Source organism: Vibrio sp. 1S139, from assembly GCF_041439475.1.
Taxonomy (GTDB): domain Bacteria; phylum Pseudomonadota; class Gammaproteobacteria; order Enterobacterales; family Vibrionaceae; genus Vibrio; species Vibrio crassostreae_C.
Window position 1 is genome coordinate 31448 of record NZ_JBGOOD010000013.1, and the last position, 21479, is coordinate 52926.

Consider the following 21479-nt stretch of genomic DNA (forward strand, 5'->3'; position numbering starts at 1 on the left):
CGAGAGTTCAGATTGTGAAGTGCTTATATTTGTCACAACTCTGACTTAACCTCACTCAATTTACTAAAAATCTTTTGGTTTCTGCACATTTTTTCTCCCTAATTTAATGTGAGAAATTGCTTTATATTTAATGCGCTTCAGCCTGTTTTTTACCCTAAAACCTTGTAATTCCTTACCTGTCATTTTAAGTCGATCTGTCGATAAAAAAACGTAATCGTCACCACAAATATCAATGGTTGGACTCGCTCTTAATAATATCGGTTAATGCAGCCAACAAATCGTTTTTGAACGCTTTTTGTTGGGTTATACCTCGCTATTCCAAAGAGGTATCTTCTGTCGATGGCCCTATAGTGTGAGGTCTCTAGAATTGGAAAATTCGGTTAATTTGGAACGCATCCGTGCTGAGTATAATGTAAAGCACTGGAGCCAAGGTTTTTATGGAATTGATGATAACGGTGAGGTGTATGTTTCACCGAGCGAGACGGATCATCAAGTCCCACTAAGTAAGATCGTAAAACAGTTAGAGCAAAGAAATATTGGTTTACCTGCTCTTGTGCGTTTTCCTCAAATAGTGCATCAACGTGTGCACAATATCTGTAACGCATTTAACCAAGCGATCGACGAATATCAGTACGACAATCGTTACCTACTTGTTTATCCGATTAAAGTTAACCAACAAAAAGAAGTGGTTGATGAGATCTTAGCGAGCCAAGCTCAATTAGAGCAAAAGCAGCTAGGACTAGAGGCGGGCAGCAAACCTGAACTATTAGCGGTACTGGCGTTGGCTCAAAAAGCGAGCTCTGTGATCGTGTGTAACGGTTACAAAGACAGAGAATACATCCGCCTTGCACTGATTGGCGAGAAACTAGGGCACAAGGTTTTTATCGTTCTAGAGAAGCTGTCTGAGCTTGATCTTGTTCTTTCTGAAGCGAAAGCACTTGGCGTAAAACCTCGTTTGGGTTTACGTATTCGTCTTGCTTCTCAAGGTGCAGGTAAATGGCAAGCAAGTGGTGGTGAGAAGTCGAAATTCGGTTTGTCTGCATCACAAGTGCTTACTGTTATCGAACGCTTGAAAGCCGAAGACCAGCTGGATGTACTTGAACTCGTGCACTTCCACCTAGGTTCACAAATGGCAAACATTCGTGACGTGCGAAATGGCGTGAGTGAAGCGGCTCGTTTCTACTGTGAACTGCGTGATATTGGCGCTCAACTGAAGTTCTTAGATGTTGGTGGTGGCTTGGCAGTCGATTACGACGGCACGCGTAGCCAATCTTCAAACTCAATGAATTACGGCTTGCTTGAGTACGCTCGTAACATCGTGATGACAGTAGGGGATATTTGTAAACTCTACAATCAGCCACAACCTGTGATTATTTCGGAGTCTGGTCGCTCACTGACTGCGCACCATGCTGTGTTGATCACCAACGTGATTGGTACTGAAAGCTACTCACCGGAAGATATGGCTGCGCCAGAAGCAGACGCACCACTGTTGCTAAACAACATGTGGAAGAACTTCTTGGAGTTAGATGCAGGTAATGATGACCGCGCGCTGATTGAGATCTACAACGACACGCAAAGTGATATCGCAGAAGCACACAACCAATTTGCGACAGGCATGCTGAACCTTCAGCACCGTGCTTGGGCAGAACAGATGTCTTTGCGTATTAACTATGAACTTAGCTCTCGTATGAGTACTAAGAACCGCTACCACCGTCCAATCTTGGATGAGTTGAGTGAGCGTTTGGCTGATAAGTTTTTCGTGAACTTCTCTTTGTTCCAATCGTTGCCAGATGCTTGGGGTATCGATCAGGTGTTCCCTGTATTGCCTCTAAGTGGTTTGGACAATGCGGACGAGCGACGCGCGGTAGTACTGGATATCACATGTGATTCTGACGGTACGATCGATCAGTATGTTGACGGCCAGGGCATTGAAACAACGTTGCCAGTTCCAGCATGGAATCCAGACGAACCTTACCTGATGGGCTTCTTCTTAGTAGGCGCATACCAAGAGATCTTGGGTGATATGCATAACCTATTTGGTGATACGCACAGTGTGGTGGTGAACGTTGATGAGAGCGGAGAAGCGAACATTGACTACATCAACGAAGGCGACACGGTTGAAGACATGATGCGTTATGTTCATATCGATATGGACCTAATTCGTCAGAACTACAAAGAATTGGTAACGGCGAAAGTACCAGCGCAAGAGCAGCAAAGCGTACTTGAAGAGTTAGAGCAAGGCTTGATGGGTTACACCTATCTTGAGGATTTTTAATGAACGATCTATTTACGAAACCAGATTACTCGTTGTACTCCAATGCGATGACGTTTATGCGTCGTCCATTGGTGCAGAACCCAATCGATAACGACGCTGACGTGGTTGTTTTGGGCGCGCCGTTAGATATGGCGACGTCGGGTCGTCCGGGTGCACGTATGGGACCTGATGCGATTCGTCGTGCGTCAGTTAACTTAGCGTGGGAAGGTAAAAAATTCCCTTGGGACTTCAATGTATTTGAACACACCTCGGTCATTGATGCTGGCGACCTTGTGTTTGATTGCGGTGATGCAGAAGACCTAACTCAACGTTTAGAAGCAGCTGCTGATGCGATTCTAAACAGTGGTAAAACTCTGTTAGGTTTAGGTGGCGATCACTTCATTACACTGCCTTTGTTAAGAGCATATGGCAAGAAGTACGGTGAAATGGCTCTGATTCACTTCGACGCGCACACTGACACTTACAGTCAGGGTAGTCGTTACGATCACGGTACTATGTTCTACCATGCGCCAAATGAAGGTTTAATTTCGCCTGAACATTCAGTGCAAATTGGAATTCGCACTGAGTATAAACAGGAAGGTCACGGCTTCAATGTCATTAATGCGATGCAAGCGAACGACATGAGCGTGGACGAGATCATTGCTCAAGTGAAAGGTATTGTTGGTAATAGGCCTGTGTACTTAACGTTTGATATCGATTGTCTGGATCCTGCTTTTGCTCCGGGTACAGGTACTCCGGTATGCGGCGGTTTGAATTCAGATAAAGTTCTGAAAATTATCCGTGGTTTGCAGGGCATCAACATGGTTGGTATGGACGTTGTAGAAGTTTCTCCAGCGTATGACCAAAGCGAGATTACAGCATTGGCTGGTGCGACGATTGCTCTCGAGCTACTTTACGTTTGGACGGCGAACCGCCTAGCTAAATCATAAAATGTCGTTGTTATAAGCGTAGCGTTGCTATCTGATTTAAAGCCCACTAGGTTTTACTTGGTGGGCTTTTTTGTTTTCCCTGCGGCATGACTGACGGAGCTATCGCAAAGGTGACAAGCTTTTCGGTAGAGGTTGGCTAATCTTGTGCCAAATATCCATTATGCAACTTATTTTATTGTATTTTGGCGGTCTACTTGGGGCGATAACCTGCGTGTTGTCTCAAAGGTGGGAATAGCTGTTGTTTAGTTGTTGATACATAGCTCACTTCAATTAATGCCTTATTTTCGCTAATGATTTGTTAACTTTATTGCGGTATAAATTTATTAAATTGAGAGGTGTATATATATGTGAGTTTATTTGCATATAAATCAGTACCCTACTCACTTTTAACTAGTGTTCTGGAAACCCTTGGAAAATAGACAAATTTGTAAGAGAGGTCTACTCATGCAGATATGGCATTTTTTATGGGGAAGACTAGACTTAAAGGTAAGTAAAATATAAAAAACAGGCGAAATTTATTCTCTTTTTGTATCTCTGTGATGAACCGTTTGAATATATTCCGAAGAACGAGATGTAAGTTAATAAAAGCCTGCGATCGCTATTACAAACTATGTTCACCGCTCTTAAGAAGTGATTTGTGACATCGGAGGATGTATGGATAACAAATCTTCGCGTCAGTCTGCTATGGTTGAAGCCGCTAGTGGAGATGTGGTTGTAGTGAAGCCTGACGGCAGTGCCAGAAAAGTTTCGGTTGGTGATATCATCCGTAAAAATGAGATTGTTATTACCGCGCATGATGCTGAACTATTAGTAGGTGTACCTAGCGGAGTTGTTGAGATTGAAGGCAATTGTGTTGGCTGTGTCGATCAAGATTTGGCTTGGGCAGATGTGCCGGTCGCCGGAGAGGTGAATATCGATTTGGCGCAAGCTGCTGATGATTCATTTACTGAAGACGATTTTGCGGCGATTCAAGAGGCCATTTTAGGGGGGGGCGATCCAACTCAAATACTTGAGGCTCCTGGCTCTGGTAGCGCTGGTGGTTCGGTTAATTGGGGTTTCGTAAAGATAGTGGCATTGCGAACGGAGACTCGGCCTGAAACAGTTTTTGAGACGTTTGGTCTTGAAAAGGACTTTAGGGTAGAAGAGAGAGAAACCCCCAACTCTCTAACGCGCTCACTCGGTGGTCAATCAATCAGTGAAACACTGACTGAAGGCTCCATATCTGGCAATACCTATCCCCAATCTATAACAACGACAGAAACGATTATTGCTGGTAGTTTATCTCTCGCCCCTGACTCTTTCATTCCAGAAACTTTATCCCTCGCTTCACTACTTAGTGAATTAAATAGCGACATTACTTCAAGTGGTCAGTCCGTTATCTTCACGTATGACGCGACGACCAATTCTATCGTTGGTGTTCAAGGTACCGACGAAGTATTACGTATCGACATTGATGCTGTTAGTGTTGGAAATAACGCTGAGCTTTCATTGACCACAACGATTTCTCAACCAATTGATCACGTAACGTCTGTTGGTGGCGGTCAGGTTTCCTATACAGGCGATCAAATTAACATCACTTTTGATATTCAAGGTGAAGACACCGCCGGAAACCCATTAGCAACACCAATTAATGCGCAAGTTGCCGTGGTTGATGGGGGCGATCCGTCTGCTGAAAGTGTCAATATCAGTAACGTAGAAACTAGCAGTGCAGCAATTGAAGGAACGTTCTCCAATATTGGTAGTGATAATCTTCAATCAGCTGTATTTGATGCTGGTGCACTGGACCAGTTTGATGGGTTGCTCAGTGATAATCAAAATACGCTTGCCAGACTTTCTGATGATGGAACAACGATTACTCTGTCCATCCAAGGTCGAGGTGAGGTTGTTCTCACTATCTCACTAGATACCGATGGTACTTATAAATTCGAGCAGTTTAATCCAATAGAACAAGTGGGCACCGATTCACTGACGTTCGATTTACCGATCACGATTACCGATTTCGACCAAGATGTTGTAACCAATAACATCAACATTGTTATCACTGATGGCGATAGCCCTGTTATTACTAATGTTGACAGTATTGATGTTGATGAAGCGGGCATTGTTGGCGGCTCACAAGAGGGCACGGCGCCAGTGTCTGGCACTGGCAGTATCACCGCGGACATTTTTGAAAGTGACATCATTGACCATTATGAGCTAGAACCCACTGAATTTAATACTAATGGCACCTTGGTTTCAAATGGCGAGGCTGTGCTACTTGAGTTGATTGATGAAACCAACGGTGTAAGAACTTATGAAGGTTACGTTGAGGTCAATGGAACGAGAATTACGGTCTTTGATGTTAAAATTGATAGCCCTTCATTGGGCAACTATGAGTTTAATCTTTATGAAGAACTTTCTCATCAAGGCGCTGAAGATGCGCTGTTAACTTTTGCATTGCCAATTTATGCTGTTGATGCAGATGGCGACCGTTCTGCACTGTCTGGAGGTTCGAACACACCAGAAGCTGCTGAGATCCTCGTTAATGTTAAAGACGATGTCGTTGAGTTAGTTGATAATGTTGTTTCTGTCGATGAACCGAATTTGGCTGGTGATACGGTTGTTTCGTACAACCTATTTAATTTTGAAGGCGCTGATGGCTCAGCCATTCAGTCATTTAATTATGACGGTGTTGATTATCCATTAGATCAAAATTTTCTCCCTGATGCGAACCAAACCTTCAGTTTTACTGAGGGTGTTGTAACCATTTCGCTGAACGGTGATTTTAGCTTTGAAGTGGCTCGTGATATTGACCATACAAGCAGTGAAACTATCGTCAAACAGTTTTCATTTTTAGCCGAAGATGGTGATGGCGATACTGATACTTCGACGCTTAAGTTAAGTATTACCGATGGCCAAGATCCGATCATTGATTTGATCCCACCAGTGACTCTCTCTGAAACCAACCTTAATGACGGCTCTGCGCCCAGCGGAAGTACAGTTAGCGCAACCGAGACGATTGCCTTTACCGCAGGCAGCGACGATGTAGCGAGTTTCCGTATTGAGCCAACAGAGTTCAATGTGGGCGGTGCACTGAAATCGAATGGATTTGCGGTCGAGATAAAAGAAGACTCTGCTAATCCAGGTACTTACATTGGCTTTATTACCAATGGTTCGGGTGCTGAAATCTCAGTGTTCACGATTGCCTTCTCTACGAGCACATTGGGTGAATACACCTTTACTCTGCTTGAAGCGTTAGACCATGTAGATGGTTTAGATAAGAACGATCTGAGCTTTGAGCTTCCTGTTTATGCGGTAGACAGCGATGGCGATGACTCATTGGTGTCTCAGCTTAATGTGACTATTGGTGATGACGTTCAAATCATGCAAGACGGTACGTTAGATATCATCGAGCCAAATCTTGCTGACGGCACTGTAACAACCAACACCATTGACGTGATGCCCGATCAAAGTGCAGATGGCGCGACCATCACTCAGTTCAATTATGACGGTGTCGTAAATACACTGGATCAAAGTATTTCAGGCGAGCAGCAGTTTAACTTCGCAGAAGGTCGCTTGTTCATCACCCTTGAAGGTGAAATGCGTTTCGAGCCAAACCGTAACCTAGACCACTCTGCGAGTGAAGACATTGTTAAGTCGATAGTCGTGACGTCGAATGACTTTGATAACGACCCGGTGACATCAACCGTTACTTTGACCATTACTGATGGTGATAACCCTACTATCGATGCTGTTCCGAGTGTTGCTCTTGAAGAATCGGATCTCGCTGATGGCTCATCACCAAGCGGCAGTGCGGTTAGCCAAACAGAAACCATCACTTTCACCAACCAAAGTGACGATGTTGAGAAATTCCGTTTAGAGCCTAGTGAATTTAACGTTGGCGATTCTCTCACGTCCGATGGTCTGGTGATCGAGATTAGAGAAGAACCTGCAGGTTCGGGTAATTATATCGGTTTCACGACTGATATTTCGAATACTGAAACTACCGTTTTCACTCTTGATTTCAGCAGTACTAATTTGGGTGAATACACCTTTACGCTTATCGAAGCGATTGACCACACGCCGATTCAAGGCAATAACGACCTCACATTCAACTTGCCTGTTTACGCCGTCGATAGCGACGGTGACGACTCTCTGATGTCTCCGTTGGCGGTGACGATCACCGATGACGTTCAAGTGATGGTCAATAGCTCACTCGATATTGAAGAGCCAACGGTCTCGGATTTAGCGGCAGGTACGCCGACCACGACAACGGTTAATGTTCTTGATGAAGAAGGCGCTGATGGAACGACCATTACTCAGTTGACCTACGATGGTGGAGCGGTACTAACACTTGACCAAAGCGATACGGGTGAACAGAAATTTGATGTTCCTGAGGGTTCGCTGTATATCACCCTACAGGGCGACGTGCGTTTCGAGCCTAATCGCAATCTCGACCACACAGGTGGAGACATTGTTAAATCGATAGTGGTGACCTCAAGTGATTCTGATAACGATCTTGTTTCCTCAACGGTTACGCTGACCATTACCGATGGCGATATTCCAACGATTGATAATGTACCAAGTGTTACGCTATCTGAATCCAACCTGAGTGATGGCTCTACTCCAAGCGGCAGTGCGGTCAGTCAAACTGAGACGATTACCTTCACCAACCAAAGTGATGATGTGACGAGTTTCCGTATTGAACCTACTGAGTTCAATATTGGCGGCCTTCTAAAATCGAATGGACTGACGGTTGAGTTGAAAGTCGACCCAAGTACGCCGGGTGGCTACATCGGCTTTGTGACGACGGCGCCTAATGTTGAAACGAACGTGTTCACGATTAGTTTTTCGGATACCAATATCGGTCAATACACCTTCACACTGTTGGAAGCGTTAGATCACGTTGATGGGCTAGGAAATAACAACCTAAGCTTTGACCTGCCGGTTTACGCTGTTGATAAAGATGGTGATGATTCACTGGTGTCTCAACTCAATGTGACTCTCGGTGATGATGTCCAAATCATGCAAAACGGCACATTAGATATCGTTGAACCGAATGTTGCTGATTTGGCTGGTGGTACTGTAACGACCAATACCATCGATGTGATGCCAACGCAAAGTGCTGACGGCGCGACAATCATTCAGTTCACCTACGATGGTCAACTTCGAACACTTGATCAAACTGACAATGGCGAGCAAAAGTTCAGCTTCACGGAAGGAGAGTTATTCATTACTCTTCAAGGTGAAGTGCGTTTTGAGCCAAATCGTAATTTAGACCACACAACGAGCGAAGACATCGTGAAGTCGATTGTGGTGACTTCAAGTGACTTCGATAACGATCCCGTGACAGCAACGGTTACGCTGACGATTACCGATGGTGATATCCCAACCATCGATGCCGTGCCAAGCGTTACTCTATCTGAAACTAACCTTAGCGATGGCTCTAGCCCGAGCGGTAGCGCAGTAAGTCAAACCGAGACGATTACTTTCACTAACCAAAGTGATGATGTGACGAGTTTCCGCATTGAACCAACTGAGTTTAATGTCGGTGGTGTACTGAAATCGAATGGGTTTGCGGTCGAGATAAAAGAAGATTCTGCTAATCCGGGCACTTACATAGGCTTTATTACCAACGGTTCGAGCGCTGAAGTCCCCGTGTTTACCATTAGCTTCTCTTCAGCCACGTTAGGTGAATACACTTTCACTCTACTTGAAGCGCTAGACCATGTTGCTGGCCTAGCGAACAATGATCTGAGCTTTGATCTGCCTGTTTATGCGGTAGACAGTGATGGTGATGATTCACTGGTATCGCAGCTTAATGTAACGATTGATGATGATGTTCAAATCATGCAAGGTGGTGCGCTCAATATTACCGAGCCGACCGTCGCTGATTTAGCGGCTGGTACACCGACCACGGCTACTTTTGATGTCATGCCAAACCAAAGTGCTGACGGCGCGACCATCACTCAGTTCACTTATGATGGCGTCGTAAACACCCTCGATCAAAATATTGCAGGCGAACAGCAGTTTATCTTCGCAGAAGGCAAACTGTACATTACCCTCGAAGGTGAAGTTCGCTTTGAGCCTAATCGAGATCTTGACCATACGGCCGGCGATATTGTTAAGTCGATAGTGGTGACCTCAAGCGATTTCGACAAAGACTCAGTCACGTCAACCGTTACGTTAACGATCACCGATGGTGATATTCCAACCATTGATGTTATTCCAACGGTTAGCTTATCTGAAACGAACCTGACGGATGGTTCAGCCCCAAGTGGCAGTGCGGTAAGTCAAACCGAAACCATCACCTTCACCAATCAAAGTGATGATGTGGTTCGTTTCCGCCTTGAACCAGCAGAATTCAATACCAATGATGCACTCACATCGAATGGTTTAGCTGTTGAATTACGTGAAGATCCGCAAGGGTCGGACAACTACATCGGATTTACAACCAGCTCGTCGAATGCGGTAACCACAGTATTTACGTTGAGTTTTTCTGGGACAACCTTAGGTGAATACACCTTTACCTTAATCGAAGCCTTGGATCATCAAGATGCACGTGGCAACAACGACCTGAGTTTTGATCTGCCTGTGTATGCGGTGGATAGTGACGGCGACGATTCGTTAGTCTCTCAGCTTGGTGTGACTATTGGTGATGATGTGCAGTTGATGCAAGGCGGCACAATAACCAGTCGTGAGCCTGCTGGAGTCGTCGAAACATCGAATACTCTGGACGTGATGCCAAATCAGAGCGCAGATGGAGCAAAAATCACTTCATTTGTGTTTGATGGAAACAGTGCAGAAAGCCTTGATCTCAATGTGAATGGCGAGCAAGAGTTTGTGTTCACTGAAGGTTCTGTATTTATTACCACAGAAGGTGAGATACGATTCGAGCCTGTGCGAAATCAAGATCACACGAGTGGTGATATTACTAAGACGATTGTTGTTACATCTACTGACCTTGATGGTGATATCGTCTCATCTACCGTGACATTGAAGATTACCGATGGTGATCTTCCAACGATCGATTTGGTCCCTGGAATTACGCTCTCAGAAGTGGATCTCGCTGATGGTTCTTCGCCAACCGGCAATCCAGTGGCGATGACTCAAGTTATTACCTACTCAGAGGGTAGTGACGATGTTAGTTATTTCAGAATTGACCCTGCTCAGTTCAATACATCGGGGGCTTTGAAGTCGAATGGATTAGAGGTTGAGATTAAAGAGCAGCCAGCGAATTCTGGTAATTACATTGGCTTCGTCAAGGACGGTTCTAACGTCGAAACCAACGTCTTCACGATCAGTTTCTCGACAACCAATCTAGGGCAATATACGTTCACACTGCTTGAAGCGTTAGACCATACAGATGGATTACAAAACAATACTCTAAGTTTCGATGTCCCTGTTTTAGCGGTTGATACCGATGGTGATGGTTCTGCAATGTCGCCAATGACCGTGGTGATCACCGATGATGTACAAGGCGTTCAAGATGGGGCGTTAAGTATCACTGAGCCTTCACTTGCTGATATATCAGCAGGTACGCCAACCACGCCAACAATCGACGTTATGCCGACACAGAGTGCTGATGGCGCGAAAGTGACTCAGTTTATCTACGATGGTGGCACGGCTGTTACGTTAGACCCAACTGTGCCTACAGAACAAGTTTTTACCGTAACCGATGGCTTACTGTACATCACGATTGAAGGTGAGGTGCGCTTTGAACCAAGTAGAAATCTAGACCATTCATCTGGCGATATCGTGAGAACGATAGTCGTGACGACCAGTGATTTTGATAACGATACCGATACCGCGGATGTCACGTTGACGATCAAAGACGGAATTGATCCGGTTATTGATGTAGTGCCAGATATTAACCTATCGGAAGTTGGTCTTGCTGATGGCTCTATGCCGAGTGGTTCAGCGGTTAGCTCGACACAAACGATCACTTATACCGTGGGTAGTGATGATTTAAGCCACTTTAGAATTGCAACCAACGAGTTCAATCCTGGCGACCTACTCAAATCAAATGGTCTTGTTGTTCAGTTAAAAGAAGATCCTGCTTCACCTGGCGACTTCATCGGGTTTACTGATGACGGGGCCGGTAACGTAACTAATGTATTCACCATTGATTTTGATAGCGTTAATAAAGGGCAATTCACCTTCACTTTGATTGAGGCGTTAGATCACCTTGATGGTGATCTTAATAACAGCCTCAACTTCAACCTGCCTGTTTACGCCGTTGATACCGATGGTGATGATTCGGTTAAACGCGATGTCATGGTAACGATACAAGATGACATTCAACAGATGCAAGATGGTACGTTAAGCATCACAGAGCCAAATACTGGCACACCAACCACTGCTACTGTTGATGTAATGCCTACACCAAGTGCTGATGGGGCGACCATTACTCAGTTTACTTTTGGTGGCGGTTCAGCGATCACCTTGGATCAAACTAACAATGGCGAGCAAGAGTTTACCTTCACTGAAGGCTCACTGTTTGTCACGCTAAGCGGTGATGTAAGGTTCGAACCAAACCGAAATCTAGATCATTCTGCGGGCGACATTGTTAAGTCGATTGTGTTTACGTCTTCTGACTTTGATAAAGATACCTTTTCATCAACAGTCACGCTTACGATTGTTGATGGCGATGGACCAACAATCAACGTTGTGCCAAGTGTCAGCTTGTCGGAAAGCTTACTTGCGGATGGTTCGACACCTAGCGGAACGCCTGTCAGTGTGACTCAGACTATCACCTCGCTAGCGAGCAGTGATGACATTGGAAAAATAGTCGTTGAAGCTGGGCTGTTCAATACCAACGGCGTGTTGAAGTCTGATGGCCTTGAATTGAGTTTACGTGAGGAGCCTGCGGGTTCTGGCGACTACATTGCGTTTACGACGGATGGTTCGGGTGGTGAGAAAATCATATTCACCCTAGATTTTGATGATACTAATCCTAGCCAGTATACCTTTACGCTGCTTGAGCGTTTGGATCACGTTGATGGCTTAGGAAGCAACGATCTGAGTTTTGATCTTTCTGTTTACGCGCAAGACACCGATGGCGATATTTCAGCGTCTAAACCGCTTTCAGTAACCATCACCGATGATGTCCAGTTAATGAAGTCTGGTGCGCTTAGCATCACTGAACCAAGCACGGGCACACCTACCACAACGACATTTGATGTGATGCCTGCGCAAAGTGCTGATGGCGCCACCATAACCAAATTTACTTATGGTAGTCAGCCTGAAGAGTCTCTGGTGCAAACCAACACTGGTGAGCAAGAGTTTGTATTTACGGAAGGTTCGTTGTTTATCACGCTTGAAGGTGATGTGCGCTTTGAGCCTAATCGAAACCTGAATCATTCTGGTGGTGATATCGTTAAGACGATTACCGTGACATCAGAAGATAAAGACGGTGATATTGTTACTTCGACCGTGACATTGACGATTTCAGATGGTGCTCCACCGGTAATTGATACTGTACCAACGGTTGCATTGGAAGAAGCGAATCTCGTGGATGGTTCATCTCCGAGCTTACCTGTGAGCCAAACTGAAACCATTGCTTTCACAGCGGGAAGTGATGATGTGAGCTATTTCCGTATTGATACCACTCAGTTCAACACGTCTGGTGATTTGAAATCGGATGGCCTAGTGGTTCAGCTTAAAGAAGATCCAGCCAACAGCGGAACCTATATTGGTTTCGTTGAGAGTGGGGGTGTTCAAACGGATATCTTTACCATCACTTTTAATAGTGTAGTGCTAGGCGAATACACCTTCACTTTGTTGGAAGAGCTCGATCATCTGCCTGTGCAAGGCAACAACGATCAAGTATTCACTCTGCCAGTGATCGCGGTCGACCAAGACAATACCGACTCTGTGATGAAACCTTTGACCGTTACTATCACCGATGATGTGCCTGTCATTACCGATACGACAGCGACCAGCACATTTGTGGTTGATGAAGATGATCTCGGCTCTGCGATTTCTCAAGCAACAGGTGCATTTGTTACCACAGAAGGTGCAGACCAAGTAGAGGTTTACGAACTGCGTAATATCTCTGCGCTTGAAGCGACATTGACCTCTGGAACTGAAGCGATTTCTATTACAGAAGTCACAGGTGCCGCCAACACAACGACCTATCAAGGTACGACGACAAGTGGAACTCCTATCTTCACGCTCGCGCTAGCGAATGACGGCTCTTATACGTTTACGTTGCTAGGTCCTCTAAACCATCCAACAAGCCCGAATTCCAATACCTTAACGATTCCATTTGATGTCGTTGCGGTTGATGGTGACGGCGATGATTCTAACCAATATGTATTGCCAATCGAGGTGCTAGACGATGCGCCAGTAATGAGTGCGCCGACGGGTGAAACGGTTGTCGATGAAGACGATCTTACTGGTATTGGTTCCGATCAATCTGAAGACACCATTATTAATGGCCTGTTCACTGTCGATGAAGGCGCGGATGGTGTTGTGAAGTATGAACTGGTTGATGAAGATTTGGTTCTGACTGGCTTAACCTCCAACGGAGAAAGTTTAGAGTGGCTTGCTGTTTCACAAAGCGGCACAACATTTACTTACGTTGCTCAAACTGCAACGAGTAATGAAGCTGTGTTTGAGATTATTTTCGATACCTCGGATAACAGCTATCAGTTTGAATTGTTTAAACCACTTAAGCACCCTGATGGCGCGAATGAAAACGCAATTGACCTTAACTTTTCTGTTGTTGCAGAAGATTTTGATCAAGACCAATCAAACGCGATCGATTTGAAAATCACGGTGACTGATGATGTTCCATTGGTGACAACTCAATCGATCACACGAATTGAAGGCCAGGGCTATGGTAATTCCAAAGTTGACATGTTTGCTAATGCGACGGATGTCGGCGCGGATGGCGCGGTACTGAGTCGAATTGAGGGCATTACCAGTAATGGTGCAGATATTGTTTTCCGTACAGGAAACAGCGGGCCGTACAGCAGCAGTTTCGATTTAAATAGCGGTAGTCAACAAGTACGAGTGTACGAACAAACCGACGATGGTAGTGGTGGCGTGGACACCCGTGAGCTAGGGCGTTTGCGTATCAACTCAAATGGCGAGGTTGAATTTAGAGCTAACGGCTATCTCGATCATGACGGCCTAGACACCATCGATTTTTCGATTAATGTGATTGCGACGGATGGCGATTTAGATACCTCTGAAACACCGTTAGATATAACGATTACTGATAGGGACTCTACAAGAATCGCTCTGAAAGTGACGACCTTCGAGGATGCGGGTAGAGACTCAACCATACCTTATGCAACAGGCGATGAGCCGGCTCTTGAGAATATTCAAGATAACCAAAATGGTTTGCCTAATGCGCCAGCTCAAGTTGCGCTGCAAGTTAGTCTGTATGACCAAGATAACGCTGAATCTATTGGCCAGTTGACGATTAAAAGCCCGAACGGAGGTGATAGTCATCAAGGTACTTTTTATTACTTTGATGGTGCTGACTACATTGAATTAGTGCCTGAGTCAAATGGGAGCATTATATTTGGTCCTCCTCAACTCGAACAAAGCTTTGCTCCAAATCCGAATGAGCCAAGACAAACTATTGCGACGATAGACAACTTGTTCTTTGTTCCGGACCAACACGCTAGTTCGGATGAAACTGGTGGGCGCGTTCGTTATGAGCTAGAAATTGAGAAAAATGGCAATACGGATCACACCGTTAACTCAAACTTCAGAATCGAGATTGAAGCGGTAGCGGATATTGCAACGTGGGATGACGCCAACAGTACTTATCAGTATCAAGTGAATGAAGATGAAGACAATGTTACGTTGCAGCTGAATGCTGAATCGCAAGATAACAGCAATACTGAGACGATTACCTATGAACTTGAAGCGATTCAGGGTGATGGGAAGTTTGAGTTACTTGATCAAAATGGCAATGTGTTAACGCCTGTTAATGGTGTTTATATCATCGCATCTGCTGATATTAATAGCACAGTCGTTAACCCAATCGACAACTTCTCTGGACAAATTGAGTTCAAAGCGACGGCAATTACGGAAGAGACGCTTAACCCATACGATGATTCAGCGAACGGCGGGTTAGACAAAACGACCGCTCGCTCTGTTGAGCAAAACATTATCATTGATGTGACTGCCGATGCGGACCCTGGGTCGTTCAGTGTTAACCGGATTCGTATTAACGAAGACAATATTGATGACCCAGACTACCTAGGTCCTCTGGACAACAAAGATGCCTTCACGCTAGACGAAGTCATCACAATGAACGGTTCAGTGGACACTGATGGTTCAGAAGAGCTATTTGTTCGTATCAGTAATATTACCGAAGGGGCGGTGCTTTATTTCCTTGGAACTACGACCCCAGTTCCTACAATCACTATTAACGGTATTGATTATCAGGAAGTGGCGTATTCCGATCTCGCCAACGTAGAGATTGTTCCGACTAAACACAGCAATGTCGATTTTACTTTTGATGTAACCGGTGTGGTTAAAGACACTGCGAACCTCTCTACTGGTGCACAAGTTGATGAAGAAATCCTAGGAACTAAAACGGTTAACGTTGAGGTTAAAGGGGTTGCAGATATTCCTTATGGCGGTACAAACGGTACGGCTTGGACAGCAATCACCGATGGCACAACACCTGGTGTTCAAACCACGATCCAAGAGAGCCAGAATGGAGACAGCTACGCCGAGCTTGATTTCACCATGTTGTCGGGAGAGAGAAGACCTGATCCTGCAGCAGTAGATCAAACCCCATTACCTGACGATGGTTCAGAATCCATAACCGTTATCCTCTCGGGTATTCCTGATGGCGTTATTCTGGAAGACGGTGACGGTACCATTATTGACCTTAACTTTGTCGGTTACGAAACCGGTCCGGGTGGTAGCCCCGATCTTTCTAAACCTATCTACGAAGCGAACATCACTGACGCAGGTAAAACCTCAGGAATTCGCATCAGACCTGTCGATTCTTCAACAGAGAACATTCACATTCAGGGTAAAGTGATCGTGACTGAGAATGACGGTCATACGCTTACGTTTGACCAAGAAGTGCGAGTGTTAGTCGAACCTAGAATCGATACCTCAGCGACGTACAGCACAGTCACTAATGGCGATGAAGATACGGCGATCAGTATTGATTGGCACCCAGAGGGTACTGATTATATTGATGATGATGAGCATTTCACTTCTATTGTGATCAGTGCCATTCCGACAGATGTTGAAAGTGTTGTGGTTAATGGCGATGTAACTTGGGTTTACGATGCTTCAGCAGGCACTTTAACCATTACGCCGAAGAGTGGACAGACGGCAGAAGAGTTTACTCAAATTGCACTGAACAATAATTTTATTCAGATCACACCTGAACAAGACTCGAGCACCGACTTTACGCTTAATACGGTTGTCATGATCGAAGAGCGAGATCATGAGTATGTTGATGCGACTGATCCTGGTCAGGGCATCGCTACCGCGACAATCACGGGCTCGATTGATGTTATCGTACGTCCAGTCGTTGAGCCGAAAGACGCTAGCAACAAGCTTATCGTCGATGATGTGCTGGGTACTGGAGCACTAGCAACCGTAGTTGCTGATGCAAACACTGGCGTGCTTAAGTTCACAACCAACAGCGATAATACATCGGTTACGGATGAGTTCGTCATTCGATATCAAGAAACAGATGCTTCGTCCGCTATCGAAGAAGTTGACCAGTTAGTTATTGAATTAACAAACGTGGACGGTTCGGAGCTATCAGATGCTGTACTCAATCAACTGCTCGTTATTGGCGCTGCTTATGAAGGCAATGGGCGCTGGGTTGTAACGAATGAAGACATATTTAGCATCAGTGCATCGAACGGCCTTGTTCTTCCTTCAGGAAACAGCGGGGCAGGAGGGTTCAATGACATCAAGATGGATATCTTTAGCACGGTAATAGACCGAGGTGATGGTGCTGAGGTTGAGTCATCTACGGCCGCTCGTAGGGACGGAGAAGTCACTCTGTCATTCCCTCAAGTGGTGGCTGGGGGTACTAAGGTTGCAGCCGATATTGATATAACACCAGACAGTGTTGTTGATGCGATTGAGGACACCCAGTTAGATCTAGGTACGGCATTGAATGGTTTAATTACTTTCTCGGGCGAAGATGACTCAACTGATCAAGTGACCATCATTATTGATGACAGTGTGACCATTAATCCAGGAGCGGTGAACGAAGTCACCTTCCCAATTAGTTTATCGGGAAGCAGCGACCTAGACTTTGTTAATGGCAAATATGTATTCCAGACTACCGTCGATCAAGGGGTCTCGACCGACCTCTCTGGACTACTGCTTAACTTACCAGCCGACTACTCCGGCGACTTTAGGTTGCCGTTGACGATAGTAACTAAAGACGTATTGTCGGGGGATGAGAAAACTCTAGTGACAGAAGTAGTCATTAAAGTTGCTCCTGATGTTGAAGGTAACCCAGATATTGACGTTACTGTCGTTGGTTCGCTTGACGATTCGTTTAACCCTGTCGATACCGACGGTCAAGCAGGGCAAGATCCAGTCGGCTACGAAGATACCTATATCCAACTTGATTTCAGCTCGACCATTGATGACCAAGTAAGCGGAGTTGAAGGTGGTGACGAAAAATTCACCTCTATCACACTGACGTTAAATGACACGAGTGTTGGGGCTTTCTATACCAGCGCAGGGGTATCGCTTGGCACATCGGTGACCTTTAATGAAGCTGAGATTAATGCAGGCGCGTTGGATAATGTACTATTCCGACCGGCGTTAAATTACCCAACAGATAATGACGTAAATCAGGTGCAAGTGAATGTCAGCGGGACGATTACCGATACTGCTACATACAATGATGCAGCTTCGCCAACTGGCAGCGCGACTGATACCGATACTTTCTCTACCAATGTCAGTTTTGAAGTCGTTCCTGTGGTGGATGACGTGTCTGTCACTGGCCCGGGTAGCGATCCTGATGTTATCGAGATTACGGGTACTGAGGACCAGCTGATTTCTTTGTCGGGCACAGGGCCTGTATCGATTGCACTGACTGACCTTGATGGCTCAGAACAGTTTGTGTCGATTAAGTTTACAGATGTACCTGATGGCTTCCAGATGCGTGCAGACGCTGGTTCGGCATACACGGTGAAGAATAATGGTGGTGGTGAGTGGAGTGTTCAACTACCTCAAGCATCAGGGTTATCGTTCGACTTGAGTGAGATTTCGATTTTACCGCCTAAGGACTTCAGTGGTACGGCTGAATTTGGTGTTGCCGTATTTACTCAAGAATCTTTGTTGGGTGTGCCTACTGCAGCATCAAATCTGCCAAGCTTTAAGCTGCATGTGGTACCTGTGGGTGATGATGTTGATACTAATCCAACAGATTCTGTGACAGGTAACGAAGGTCAAAACATTGATATCGAAATCAATGCGACGATTTTGGATAAAGAGCTATCTGCAACGGGCAACGGCACTTATACCGAGAATGCACCAGAGACACTTCGAGTAGAAGTTGCGGGCGTTCCTCAAGATGCCTCTATCTATTATCCAGACGGCACAACCTTGGCTAGTTATGATCCAGTTACGCAGCTTTGGACACTTGATGTTCCTGCACAGTCGCTCGATAAGATCGTATTCAATTCAGGTGAACACAATAGCGATACGGGTAATGTATTAGGCATTAATGGCCCGCTGCAGATTACCGTTCGCTCTGTGGATACTGACGCTGATAACACCGAATATTTGGGGACGCCAACCAGCTTCGATGTTGATCTGGTGATTGATCCTATTAACGATCAACCGATCTTTGTGAACGTAACGAATATTGAAACATCGGAAGACATTAGTGTTGCTATCGACAACTTTAGTATCTACGACGTTGATGCTAACTTTGATAATCCAGACGCTCCGTATGTTCTTACGTTGCAAGTCGATCAAACACTTCCGGGAGCGCAAGGTGTGTTTGAGTTTACGAGCTCACCTGACGTGACGTTTGTATTGCAACCTGGTGGCTCATTGGTGATTACCGGTAAAGAAGCCGATATCAATACCGCATTGACCAATGGAGCAGTGACGTTCAAACCCGATCCAGACCAGAATTACCTCAACCAGAGTGGTTTAGTCACGATCAATGCAACGCTCGATGATGGTGGTAATAACGGCTTGATTGACGCGGGTGATCCGAATACGGCTCAAACTAATCAAACTACGTTCACCATTAAGGTGACGGAAGTGAACGATGCGCCTGTCGCGACAGATGTTGATTTAGGTTCGATTGCCGAGGAAGGCCAGCTTGTTATCGTTGAAGGTGACTTAATTGCAGCAAGCTCTGATCTTGAAAACCACAACCTCACCGTCATGGGTGTGACCCTGACTCAAGGCCAAGGTCAACTGCAGCGCTTTGAGAACGCTGGTGGTGCTGACAACGCAGCGATTACAGGCCCATACTGGGTATTTACGGCTGCAGATGGCTATAACGGAGACGTTAAGTTCACTTATACCGTAGAAGACGATGGTACAACTAACGGCGTAAATGATTTCTTAACGGATACCGCTGAAATAAGCGTTGCGGTAACGGAAGTGAATGATCAGCCAGTGGCAACGGACATCGACTTGGGCACCATCCTAGAAGAAGGTCAGTTGATCATCAAAGCTGAAGACCTGATTGCAGCGACGACCGATCCTGAGGGCGATGCTATTACCGTGACTGGAGTCGTTATCGACCAAGGTCTGGGACAGCTTCAGAAGTTCGAAAATGTCGGTGGTGCGGATGACAACTCGATCACTGGCCCATACTGGGTATTTACGGCAGCTGATGAATACAACGGCAACGTTAAGTTTACCTATACCGTAGAGGATGATGGTACAACCAACGGCGCTAATGACTTCCTAACGGATACAGCGGAGATCACCGCGATTGTCGATGGAGTGAACGATACACCGGTCGTTAATGGTGACAGTGTCACTACGGTTATTGACGAGGATGCTGGTCAACTGTTGAGTGGTATCAATGTCAGTGACCCTGATTATGTAGATACATTTTCTGATGATCTGATGACCGTCACGCTGACGGTGGATTACGGTACATTGAATGTATCACTTCCAGCAGTGACGACGGTTGTTGTTAACGGCAACAACACGGGTTCAGTCATCTTAGTGGGGACATTGAGTGACCTGAATGCGTTGATTGATACGCCAATCAGTCCAAATGGTGTTTTCCTTGATGCGAGCTTGTCTCCAACCAATAGTATTGGATTAGAAGTCATCGCTAAAGACAGCGGCAACCCTTCAGGTATTGCGATAGAGACAGCACCTGTGGTTTACAACATCGCGGTGACGCCAGTGGCGAATGCACCAACCCTGTCTATCGATAGTGCGACTAACTACGTGAGAAACATTACTGCGAGTCAGTCTGTGAGTGCGAGTGGCATTCCTTTAGTTGGGATTATCGCAGCCTTAACGGACATTACAGAAGAGCTAACGCTGCATATCAGTGATGTACCTGCTGGCGCTCAAATCACCAGTGCTGCGGGTTCTGTGACGGATCTTGGCGGTGGTGTTTGGGTAGCAACGGCAGATGCAATTGAAAGCTTGCAAGCGGTTGGGCTTTCTCAAACTCCAGGTAACTACACACTGAAAGTCGAGGCGGTTTCTGAAGAGACTGACAACAACGATACAGCAACCTCTGCATCGATTGACCTTAACTTGAACATTGTGTCTAACGCAGTTGATATTAACTTGGCTTCGGAAACCGATGATGTTCAGTTACTGGCTGGTGCTAATGCGACTGACTTAACGGGTGGTTCAGGGAATGATCGACTTGAAGGTGGCGCAGGTGACGATACGCTTGTTGGCGGTGACGGTAACGACACCCTGATTGGCGGCGGAGGCTCAGACATTCTGACTGGTGGTGATGGTATGGACTCGTTCGTATGGCTTAACATCGAAGATGGTGTTGAAGATACGATTACCGACTTTGATTTGTCGGAAGGGGACAGCATTGACTTGAGAGAAGTGTTGCCGGAGCTTAAAAATACATCTCCAGACATGACCGCGTTGCTACAACAAATAGACGCGAAAGTGGACGGGGATGATATTGAGCTTACGATCAACCCGGATGGCTTAGGTACTACGGAACAGGTGATTGTGGTTGAAGACCTTGCGCCACAGCTAACCTTAAGTAGCACCATGCCTTCGGACATTCTGGATGCATTGGTACAGCAGAATGTGATAACTCACGGTTAAAGCGAACCATTGAACCATAACGAAAGAGGCCAGCATTGCTGGCC

General features: G+C 45.7%; 3 protein-coding genes. All 3 read left to right on the plus strand.

Annotated features, from left to right (window positions below; all coding sequences use genetic code 11):
• Positions 1-367: 367 nt before the first annotated feature.
• The 3 genes from speA to ACED46_RS06670 all read left to right on the plus strand — a co-directional run bounded on the left by speA (position 368) and on the right by ACED46_RS06670 (position 21435).
• A complete protein-coding gene (gene speA / locus ACED46_RS06660) occupies positions 368-2275 on the plus strand; it encodes an arginine decarboxylase (RefSeq protein WP_032500248.1) in 1908 nt (635 codons plus the stop codon).
• Positions 2275-3204, plus strand: coding sequence for an agmatinase (gene speB, locus ACED46_RS06665; RefSeq protein WP_371721125.1), 930 nt, complete (start codon positions 2275-2277; stop codon positions 3202-3204). The genes speA and speB overlap by 1 nt, the downstream gene beginning before the upstream one ends.
• 654 nt (positions 3205-3858) lie before the next feature.
• Positions 3859-21435 (plus strand): retention module-containing protein, encoded by a 17577-nt coding sequence (locus tag ACED46_RS06670; protein ID WP_371721126.1) that lies wholly within the window; start codon positions 3859-3861, stop codon positions 21433-21435.
• Positions 21436-21479: the final 44 nt, after the last annotated feature.

Bases quoted from the DNA above. Each gene is read 5' to 3' on its own strand.
- speB (WP_371721125.1), top strand. From the start codon at position 2,275: ATGAACGATCTATTTACGAAACCAGATTACTCGTTGTACTCCAATGCG.
- ACED46_RS06670 (WP_371721126.1), top strand. From the start codon at position 3,859: ATGGATAACAAATCTTCGCGTCAGTCTGCTATGGTTGAAGCCGCTAGT.